Here is a 10,358-nt window from a genome sequence, read left to right as displayed (position 1 = left end):
TGGTAGAAGATCCAGAAACACGGTTGCATCCTATTATGCTCTCTGTCGCCTGGCAGTTGCTGAATCTACTTCCTCTGCAGCGTGTGGCGACCACCAACTCCGGAGAATTGTTGTCTCTCACGCCCGTTGAGCATGTTGTCCGTCTGGTGCGTGAATCCTCTCGCGTTGCCGCCTGGCGGCTGGGGCCGGGTGGTTTGAGTGCGGAAGACGGACGGCGTATTGCGTTTCATATTCGCTTTAATCGAGCGTCGTCGTTGTTTGCCCGCTGCTGGCTGCTGGTGGAGGGGGAAACGGAAACCTGGGTTATTAACGAACTGGCTCGTCAGTGCGGACATCACTTTGATGCCGAAGGCATTAAAGTCATTGAGTTCGCCCAGTCAGGCCTTAAACCGTTGGTTAAGTTTGCCCGGCGTATGGGGATAGAGTGGCATGTGTTGGTCGATGGAGATGAAGCGGGCAAAAAGTACGCCGCTACCGTACGCAGCTTGCTGAATAACGATCGGGAAGAAGAACGCGAGCATTTAACCATACTGCCTGCGCTGGATATGGAACACTTTATGTACCGACAGGGATTCTCTGACGTCTTTCATCGGGTGGCACAAATTCCGGAAAATGTACCAATGAATATGCGCAAGATTATATCGAAAGCTATTCATCGTTCGTCAAAACCGGATCTGGCGATTGAAGTGGCGATGGAAGCAGGGCGACGCGGCGTTGAAGCCGTACCAACCCTGCTCAGGAAAATGTTTTCGCGCGTGCTGTGGTTGGCGCGCGGGCGGGCTGATTAGTGGCGGAACATCAGCGATAACTGAGCGTGTATATTGTCCAGTAACTGATAGCGGCGGCGGTATTCCGCGCGTTTTTTACTGGCAATATCTGCCTCGTTTTTTCGAGCCAACGAGCGTGGAATATGATAATACCCGTGGCTGTCGCATTCTCCACCTACCGACTCCCAAAAGGCATTATAGTCAGAAAGAATAACCTTGTTTTTATCATGGTAACGTGGGCTGCGAAAAATATGCTGCTCATTACTGACAGCCAGAACTTGTTCGATATTAAGCTGTTCCGCAAAGCGGCAAATAGCCTCCATTACAATACGCTTAGGAAAAATTCCATGGCATGATTTGGTCGCTTTTTGAATTTCTTCGTGCGGCAGTTGAGCATTACCCTGTACGCCGCCAATAAAGAGCGTACTTTTCTTATTGTACTTACACAGTGTGAACGTCATTTTAATCAGGATGTCCCCGGCGCTATTACGCATGAGAATTGTACTTTCCCCTTCTTTATCCAGTGCAGTGAACATCATCATGTCGACAGTGAATATTTCACCGTCTTTGCCTTCAATTTTCGCCAGTTGCAATCCATCATTGCTTAAAAATGCGCTAAACTCCGCGGGCAAAAATGCGTTACGGATAACATGGTAATGAAAGCGCACCGCGTCTAAACGCATTTTCAGGTCGAAATTTTTAGCAAGATACGGGCGATGTAAACGCACCGGCAAGCGCGGCTGACGGGAGAGTAAATTATCAAGGTCTGGCCACTGTGCCAGTTCAGTCATCCATTCTCGAGTCAGTCGTGGTATCAGCAATGAGCGCCACATAAACTTACGGCGAAAACTTCGCTTTTCCCAACAATTACCGGGTCGCCAATGACCGGTAGTCAGGTTGCAAAAAAGGCCAAAACCAGTTGCTGGTTTTGCAGAATGAAAAGTGCTTTCAGTTAGCTGGCTCATAATAACAATCCAATTGATACGCTGGTACTAATTTCAGCACGGTGGATCTTAACGATTCATCAATAACTCTGTTATTCTTTGAACTTTTCAACGCCTGTTAATTTATCGTTGATGTTTATCACTCCACTCTGGTGGACGTATTGGGGGAAACTGGGATTTTTATGAAGCTCAAGGGAAAAATTAAAAAACGGTATTTTCTCATCGCCATCATTATTATTGTGGTGATGATTGCACTTTGGAGAACACTTAATGCTCCATTACCTCAGTATCAGACGTTAATTGTTCGACCTGGCGATCTCCAGCAAAGCGTACTGGCAACCGGGAAACTGGATGCGTTACGCAAAGTTGACGTAGGTGCGCAGGTAAGCGGGCAACTGAAAACGTTGTCAGTAGCGATTGGCGATAAAGTAAAAAAAGATCAACTGCTTGGTGTTATTGATCCTGAACAGGCGCAAAACCAGATCAAAGAGGTTGAGGCGACGCTCATGGAATTACGCGCTCAGCGTTTGCAGGCAGAAGCCGAATGGAAACTGGCGCGGGTAACGCTTTCTCGTCAGCAACAGTTGGCGAAAACACAGGCTGTTTCTCAGCAGGATCTCGACACTGCTGCTACCGAAATGGCGGTTAAACAGGCGCAAATTGGCACCATTGATGCACAAATTAAGCGTAATCAGGCCTCGCTTGATACGGCAAAGACTAACCTCGATTACACCCGCATCGTGGCTCCTATGGCCGGTGAGGTAACCCAAATTACCACCCTGCAGGGGCAAACCGTGATTGCTGCACAGCAGGCACCAAACATTCTGACTCTGGCAGATATGAGTACCATGCTGGTAAAAGCGCAGGTGTCCGAGGCGGATGTTATTCATCTGCATCCGGGGCAAAAGGCCTGGTTTACTGTGCTGGGCGATCCGCAGACGCGCTATGAAGGTACACTCAAAGATGTGTTGCCAACGCCAGAGAAAGTGAATGACGCTATTTTCTATTACGCCCGCTTCGAAGTGCCTAACCCGAAAGGGATCCTGCGTCTGGATATGACCGCGCAGGTTCATATTCAGCTAACGGATGTGAAAAATGTGCTGACAATCCCGTTAGCGGCCCTTGGCGATCCTATTGGCAACAACCGTTATAACGTCAGACTGTTGCGCAACGGCGAGACCCGGGAGCGTGAGGTCTCTATCGGCGCACGTAATGACACCGATGTAGAGATTGTAAAAGGGCTGGAAGAAGGGGATGAAGTCATCATCGGTGAGGCGAAACCTGGAGCAGCGCAATGACGGCATTGCTTGAGCTGAGCAATATCTGCCGCAGTTACCCGTCAGGAGAAGGGCAGGTCGAGGTGTTAAAGAACGTCTCCTTGAGCATCCAGGCCGGCGAAATGGTGGCGATTGTCGGGGCTTCTGGCTCGGGCAAATCGACGCTGATGAACATTCTGGGATGTCTGGACAAGCCTACCAACGGGACGTATCAGGTTGCCGGGCGCGATGTTTCCACCCTGGACAGCGACGCGTTAGCGCAACTACGGCGTGAGCATTTCGGCTTCATCTTCCAGCGGTATCATTTACTCTCGCATTTGACGGCAGCGCAAAACGTTGAGGTACCCGCGGTCTACGCCGGAACCGAGCGTAAGCAGCGGTTGGCACGAGCGCAGGAGTTGCTCCAGCGACTGGGACTGGGTGACAGGGTCGACTATCAACCTTCCCAGCTTTCCGGTGGGCAGCAGCAGCGCGTCAGTATTGCGCGTGCGCTGATGAATGGCGGACAGGTGATTCTGGCCGATGAACCGACCGGGGCGCTGGACAGCCATTCTGGCGAAGAGGTGATGGCTATTCTGCATCAGCTGCGCGATCGTGGACATACGGTGATTATCGTAACTCACGACCCGCAGGTAGCCGCACAGGCCGAGCGAGTGATTGAAATTCGTGATGGCGAAATCGTGCGTAATCCGCCGTCACAGAAACCCTCTGCAGGGCGCGGTATTGCGGAACCGACGGTGACGGCGGCCTCCGGTTGGCGTCAGTTTGCCAGCGGTTTTCGTGAGGCGCTTACCATGGCGTGGCTGGCAATGGCCGCCAATAAGATGCGTACACTGCTGACCATGCTTGGCATTATCATCGGTATTGCTTCTGTGGTCTCTATTGTGGTTGTTGGTGACGCAGCAAAACAGCTGGTGCTGGCTGATATTCGCGCTATCGGGACGAACACCATTGATATCTACCCCGGCAAAGATTTCGGTGATGATGACCCACAGTATCAGCAGGCGCTGAAATATGACGACTTAGTCGCTATTCAGAAGCAGCCCTGGGTGAGTTCCGTTACGCCTGCGGTGTCGAAGAATTTGCGTCTGCGTTATGGAAATATCGACGTGGCGGCCAGCGCGAACGGCGTTAGTGGAGATTACTTTAACGTTTATGGCATGACGTTTAGCGAAGGGAACACTTTTAACGCAGAACAGTTAAATGGTCGGGCACAGGTGGTGGTGCTTGACAGCAATACCCGACGCCAGCTATTCCCCAACAAAGCGCAGGTAGTGGGAGAAGTTATCCTGGTGGGAAATATGCCTGCCACCGTGATTGGGGTCGCCGAAGAGAAGCAGTCGATGTTTGGCAGCAGCAAGATCCTGCGGGTCTGGTTGCCTTACAGCACCATGTCCGGGCGGATCATGGGGCAATCGTGGCTGAACTCTATTACCGTGCGTGTTAAGGATGGTTTCGACAGCGCGCAGGCGGAGCAGCAACTGACCCGACTGTTGTCGTTGCGCCATGGTAAAAAAGATTTCTTCACCTGGAACATGGACGGCGTCTTGAAAACCGCCGAAAAAACCACACGTACTTTACAGTTGTTCCTGACTCTGGTTGCGGTGATTTCCCTGGTGGTCGGCGGAATAGGTGTGATGAACATTATGCTGGTTTCCGTGACTGAACGAACGCGTGAAATTGGCATTCGTATGGCGGTTGGTGCGCGTGCCAGTGATGTGCTGCAGCAGTTCTTAATTGAAGCAGTGCTGGTGTGTCTGGTCGGTGGGGCGTTAGGTATTAGCCTGTCGATGCTAATCGCTTTTACGTTGCAACTTTTTCTGCCTGGATGGGAAATTGGATTCTCTCCTTTTGCCCTGCTGACGGCTTTCCTGTGCTCAACGGCGACCGGCGTTTTGTTTGGCTGGCTGCCTGCGCGTAATGCGGCGCGCCTTGATCCCGTCGATGCTTTGGCGCGTGAATAACGTGTTGTATTGCATAAGAAATAAAAATGCCAGCCTCCGGGGCTGGCATTTTGTCTGCGGGATGTACACAATGAGACAGAAGAGCTATGCGACAGCTTCTGCTTCAATGACAGGCACGATGACGCTGGCGTGATTGCCTTTTGGCCCCTGGTGGACATCAAACTGGACAGACTGTCCGGCTTTTAGCGTTCTGTAACCATCCATCTGAATGGTGGAGTAATGGGCGAAGATATCTTCGCCACCGCCTTCAGGGCAGATGAAACCAAACCCTTTGGCATTGTTGAACCACTTAACAGTACCCGTTTCCATGCTTCGACATCCTTCGTAAATCTTATATAAGTAAGATGGAATGAACCGGTGGCGGAGTGGGGGCTGTTCAAAACCTCGCCAACTCTCGAGACTACAATTTAGAGAAATCAGGCGGGGCGTCAAGCGTCAGGCTAGTGGAATAGGGTAAAAATGCATCAAAATTTGAAGCAGTTAACGCTATTGTCGGTTCTGTGACAGATGTCGCGAATGACACTGATAGATGATAATTATCTAATACTTGAGGTAGATTGATTGTGCGCATAGGCTCTTGTCAGCGGCAAGTTATTCTGCCGGTAACCGTAACTGAAGATGACGACTGACAATGGGTAAGACGAACGATTGGTTGGATTTCGACCTGCTGGCGGAAGACAAATTGCGCGACGCGCTAAAACCGCCATCTATGTATAAAGTGATATTAGTCAATGATGATTACACTCCGATGGAGTTTGTTATTGACGTGTTACAAAAATTCTTTTCTTATGATGTAGAACGTGCAACGCAACTGATGCTTGCTGTTCACTATCAAGGTAAAGCTATCTGCGGCGTATTTACCGCGGAAGTGGCTGAGACCAAAGTTGCGATGGTGAACAAATATGCGAGGGAGAACGAGCATCCGTTGCTGTGTACGCTGGAAAAAGCCTGAATGCAGGCATAAATATTGGGGGAGGTGCCTATGCTCAATCAAGAACTGGAACTCAGTTTAAACATGGCTTTCGCCAGAGCGCGCGAGCACCGACATGAGTTTATGACCGTCGAGCACTTGTTACTGGCATTGCTCAGTAACCCATCGGCCCGCGAAGCGCTGGAAGCGTGTTCTGTGGATCTGGTGGCGCTCCGTCAGGAACTCGAAGCCTTCATTGAACAAACCACACCCGTATTGCCTGCCAGCGAAGAAGAGCGCGACACGCAACCGACGCTGAGTTTTCAGCGTGTACTGCAACGTGCTGTCTTTCATGTTCAGTCCTCCGGGCGTAATGAAGTCACTGGCGCAAATGTGCTGGTTGCCATCTTCAGCGAGCAGGAATCTCAGGCGGCGTATCTGCTGCGTAAGCATGAAGTCAGTCGCCTGGACGTGGTGAATTTTATTTCTCATGGCACGCGCAAAGACGAACCGAGTCAGTCTTCTGATTCAGGTAATCAGCCAAATAGCGAAGAACAAGCTGGCGGGGAGGACCGTATGGAGAACTTCACCACTAACCTTAACCAGCTTGCTCGCGTGGGCGGTATTGATCCGCTCATTGGCCGGGAAAAAGAGCTGGAGCGAGCCATTCAGGTACTGTGCCGCCGCCGTAAAAACAACCCGCTGCTGGTGGGTGAGTCTGGCGTCGGGAAAACCGCGATTGCTGAAGGCCTCGCCTGGCGTATTGTCCAGGGTGACGTGCCGGAAGTCATGGCAGACTGCACGCTTTACTCGCTGGATATTGGGTCGCTGCTGGCGGGAACCAAATACCGTGGTGATTTTGAAAAACGGTTTAAAGCTCTGCTGAAACAGCTGGAACAGGATACCAACAGTATTCTGTTTATCGATGAGATCCACACCATTATAGGTGCGGGGGCTGCATCTGGCGGCCAGGTTGACGCCGCAAATCTGATCAAACCGCTGCTGTCCAGCGGGAAGATCCGCGTGATCGGTTCGACCACCTATCAGGAGTTCAGCAATATTTTCGAGAAAGACCGTGCGTTAGCGCGCCGCTTCCAGAAAATCGATATTACTGAACCGTCGGTGGAAGAGACCGTGCAGATTATTAACGGTTTGAAACCCAAATATGAAGCGCACCACGATGTTCGTTATACCGCAAAAGCAGTGCGTGCAGCGGTTGAGCTGGCGGTGAAATATATCAACGATCGTCATCTGCCGGATAAAGCGATTGATGTGATCGATGAAGCTGGCGCCCGTGCGCGACTAATGCCGGTCAGCAAGCGCAAGAAAACCGTCAACGTAGCGGATATTGAGTCCGTTGTGGCTCGCATTGCGCGGATCCCGGAGAAGAGTGTTTCGCAGAGCGATCGAGATACGCTGAAAAATCTGGGCAACCGCCTGAAAATGCTGGTGTTCGGGCAGGATAAAGCTATTGAGGCACTGACTGAAGCGATCAAGATGAGTCGTGCAGGTCTTGGTCACGAGCATAAACCTGTCGGTTCGTTCTTGTTTGCTGGTCCGACTGGCGTCGGTAAAACCGAAGTCACGGTGCAACTGTCCAAAGCGCTGGGTATTGAACTGCTGCGTTTTGATATGTCTGAATATATGGAGCGGCATACCGTCAGCCGCCTGATTGGTGCGCCTCCGGGGTACGTTGGATTTGACCAGGGCGGTTTGTTAACGGATGCGGTGATTAAACATCCGCATGCGGTACTGCTGCTGGATGAAATCGAAAAAGCGCACCCGGATGTCTTTAACCTGCTGCTGCAGGTGATGGATAACGGTACGCTGACTGACAACAACGGGCGCAAAGCGGATTTCCGCAACGTGGTGCTGGTAATGACCACTAACGCCGGGGTGCGTGAAACTGAACGTAAATCGATTGGGCTTATTCATCAGGACAACAGTACTGATGCGATGGGCGAGATCAAAAAAGTATTTACGCCGGAGTTCCGTAACCGTCTCGACAATATTATCTGGTTTGATCATCTCTCTACTGAGGTCATTCACCAGGTTGTGGATAAATTTATTGTCGAACTTCAGGTTCAGCTGGATCAGAAAGGTGTATCTCTGGAAGTGAGTCAGGAAGCACGTGACTGGCTGGCAGAGAAAGGCTATGACCGCGCCATGGGCGCACGCCCGATGACGCGTGTAGTCCAGGACAACCTGAAAAAACCATTGGCAAACGAACTGCTGTTCGGTTCGCTTGTGGATGGTGGGCAGGTGACAGTCGCGCTGGATAAAGAGAAAAATGAGCTGACGTATGGCTTCCAGAGTGCGCAAAAGCATAAACCGGAAGCAGCACATTAAATTCTTATCTCATAACAGACCGGGCGTAAATGCCCGGTTTTTTTTCGCCTGAAATTGGGTAACGGATGGAGCAGAGGCAAAAAATAAGCCTGCGTAAGGGAGATTACGCAGGCTAAGGAGGTGGTTCCTGGTACAGCTAGCATTTATGGGTTATGTTTTTCAGCGAAACAGATAATACCCTTAATGAACGAAACGGTATGTGATCGGTTTCTAAGAATCTTCCGAACGCCGAAAAATATCCATAATTAACTACTTAGTATGCGGATTTCGCGTGGATTCCCCGGCAAAATTACGCATTAACAAGGCATAGTTCAGATCAATATCTTGCGGTACCGGCATCCACACAGTGTAGCCATCCCCTGGAGCGACCGGCATTGCCTCGCCTTTGGCGTTTTCCATCTGCTCGAGGGTGAAATTGATATTACCCTGCGGGGTCATCAGTTCCAGGCTATCACCAACGGTGAATTTGTTTTTCACCAGTACTGCCGCCAGCTCACCTTTGCGCTCGCCAGTGAATTCACCGACAAATTGCTGGCGCTCGGAAACAGAAAAACCATATTCGTAATTCTGATAGTCGTCATGTGTGTGGCGACGCAGGAAGCCTTCGGTATATCCACGGTGCGCCAGACCTTCCAGCGTCTCTAACAGACTGGTGTCGAAAGGTTTACCGGCAGCGGCGTCATCAATCGCTTTACGGTACACCTGCGCGGTACGAGCACAGTAGTAGTAGGATTTGGTACGGCCTTCGATTTTCAGTGAATGCACACCCATTTGGGTCAGACGCTCGACATGGGCAATGGCGCGTAAATCTTTTGAGTTCATGATGTAAGTACCGTGTTCGTCTTCGAACGCGGTCATATATTCGCCCGGGCGCTGAGCTTCTTCGATCATAAACACTTTGTCAGTCGGCGCACCAATACCCAACGTAGGTTCGACGTTTTGTACTGGAATAGGCTCATACTTGTGTACGATGTTGCCTACCACGTCTTCTTTACCTTCCTGCACGTTATATTCCCAGCGGCAGGCATTGGTACAGGTGCCCTGATTCGGATCGCGCTTGTTGATGTAGCCGGAGAGCAGGCAGCGGCCGGAGTAAGCCATGCACAACGCACCGTGAACGAAGATCTCAATCTCCATATCCGGTACCTGATTACGGATCTCTTCAATTTCTTCCAGCGACAATTCACGGGACAGGATCACGCGGGTCAGTCCCATCTGCTTCCAGAATTTTACCGTTGCCCAGTTTACAGCGTTAGCCTGTACCGACAGGTGAATGTCCATATCCGGGAAGTTTTCGCGTACCAGCATGATAAGACCCGGGTCGGACATGATTAAGGCATCCGGTCCCATTTCCACAACCGGTTTCAGGTCACGAATGAAAGTTTTCAGCTTGGCGTTGTGTGGGGCAATGTTTACCACCACGTAGAATTTTTTACCCAGTTCATGGGCTTCATTAATTCCGAGCTGCAAATTTTCGTGATTGAATTCGTTGTTGCGCACGCGCAGCGAGTAACGCGGCTGGCCCGCATATACTGCATCTGCGCCATAGGCAAAAGCGTAACGCATATTTTTCAGCGTTCCCGCCGGGGAAAGGAGTTCCGGTTTAAACATAATTTTCTCGTTCTGATGACAGGTCAGACTCGCCTCACTCAATGAGGCGGTTAGGGGAGTGCCCCCATATTAAGGGCGGGCATTGTAGCGCTGCGGGGAAGACAGGTAAAGAAAAACGCCGGGCGACAGTTTGGCGTTACCCGGCTGATGAAGTGATAATCAGGTTTTATCTTTCACCGTCTGACTTATGCCATTGGTTTTTACCGACGCAATTCCGGTATCTCGCGACTGCTCGTTTGCATACAGCTGACTGGTACCAATAACCTGATGGTTTGCCGCTTTCAGATTGAAATGCAATTTGCCGTTTGTCGCCGTTTTTTTCTCATAACGTTCGCTCAGTGGGCTGTTTACCTGGACCGAAGCGATCCCCTTTTCCGCAGCACCTTTTGTGGCGTAAAGCTCACTGGTCAGGATAGTTTCTCCATTTCCTGCCTTAAGAACAAATCGGTACTGATTATCACTGCTTTTGCTTAACTCAAACCAACCAGCCATATGAACTCCTTGATTAAAAATTTTATATCAAACAGTTATTAACG

9 protein-coding genes are annotated in these 10,358 nt (G+C 50.6%); 5 read left to right on the top strand and 4 right to left on the bottom strand.

Annotation, left to right across the window (positions count from 1 at the left end):
• Positions 1 to 788: ATP-dependent nuclease (locus AACS05_RS14855; RefSeq protein WP_045444777.1), on the top strand; the 788-nt coding region annotated here is incomplete at its 5' end.
• Here AACS05_RS14855 and AACS05_RS14850 read toward each other — a convergent pair.
• A complete protein-coding gene (locus AACS05_RS14850; RefSeq protein ID WP_045444774.1) occupies positions 785 to 1,732 on the bottom strand; it encodes a VirK/YbjX family protein in 948 nt (315 codons plus the stop codon). The genes AACS05_RS14855 and AACS05_RS14850 overlap by 4 nt on opposite strands.
• 161 nt (positions 1,733 to 1,893) lie before the next feature.
• Here AACS05_RS14850 and macA point away from each other — a divergent pair, with 161 nt between their 5' ends.
• Positions 1,894 to 3,009: a macrolide transporter subunit MacA gene (macA, locus tag AACS05_RS14845; RefSeq protein WP_045444771.1), complete on the top strand. Its 1,116-nt coding sequence runs from the start codon at positions 1,894 to 1,896 to the stop codon at positions 3,007 to 3,009.
• On the top strand, positions 3,006 to 4,952 hold the full coding sequence (macB, locus tag AACS05_RS14840) for a macrolide ABC transporter ATP-binding protein/permease MacB (protein ID WP_045444768.1): 1,947 nt from the start codon (positions 3,006 to 3,008) through the stop codon (positions 4,950 to 4,952). The genes macA and macB overlap by 4 nt, the downstream gene beginning before the upstream one ends.
• A gap of 84 nt (positions 4,953 to 5,036) precedes the next feature.
• Here macB and cspD read toward each other — a convergent pair whose 3' ends face one another.
• Positions 5,037 to 5,261: a cold shock-like protein CspD gene (cspD, locus tag AACS05_RS14835; protein ID WP_003036813.1), complete on the bottom strand. Its 225-nt coding sequence runs from the start codon at positions 5,259 to 5,261 to the stop codon at positions 5,037 to 5,039.
• Between the two features lie 322 nt (positions 5,262 to 5,583).
• Here cspD and clpS point away from each other — a divergent pair, with 322 nt between their 5' ends.
• Together clpS and clpA are read left to right on the top strand one after the other, a co-directional pair.
• Entirely contained in the window at positions 5,584 to 5,904 is a 321-nt protein-coding gene (clpS, locus tag AACS05_RS14830) for an ATP-dependent Clp protease adapter ClpS (RefSeq protein WP_003036810.1), read from the top strand.
• Between the two features lie 30 nt (positions 5,905 to 5,934).
• Positions 5,935 to 8,211 carry an ATP-dependent Clp protease ATP-binding subunit ClpA gene (gene clpA / locus AACS05_RS14825; protein WP_045444765.1) on the top strand — a complete coding sequence of 759 codons (2,277 nt, stop codon included), beginning with the start codon at positions 5,935 to 5,937 and terminating at the stop codon, positions 8,209 to 8,211.
• Between the two features lie 249 nt (positions 8,212 to 8,460).
• Here clpA and trhP read toward each other — a convergent pair whose 3' ends face one another.
• Positions 8,461 to 9,822, bottom strand: coding sequence for a prephenate-dependent tRNA uridine(34) hydroxylase TrhP (trhP, locus tag AACS05_RS14820; protein WP_045444762.1), 1,362 nt, complete (start codon positions 9,820 to 9,822; stop codon positions 8,461 to 8,463).
• A gap of 159 nt (positions 9,823 to 9,981) precedes the next feature.
• Positions 9,982 to 10,314 carry a YegP family protein gene (locus tag AACS05_RS14815; protein WP_045444759.1) on the bottom strand — a complete coding sequence of 111 codons (333 nt, stop codon included), beginning with the start codon at positions 10,312 to 10,314 and terminating at the stop codon, positions 9,982 to 9,984.
• Positions 10,315 to 10,358 lie beyond the last annotated feature (44 nt).

The organism is Citrobacter sp. S-77 (assembly GCF_963864895.1).
In the GTDB taxonomy this organism is placed as follows: domain Bacteria; phylum Pseudomonadota; class Gammaproteobacteria; order Enterobacterales; family Enterobacteriaceae; genus Citrobacter; species Citrobacter murliniae.
The sequence above is the reverse complement of the archived record's forward strand: the minus strand, read 5'-3'. Positions and strand labels throughout refer to the sequence as shown.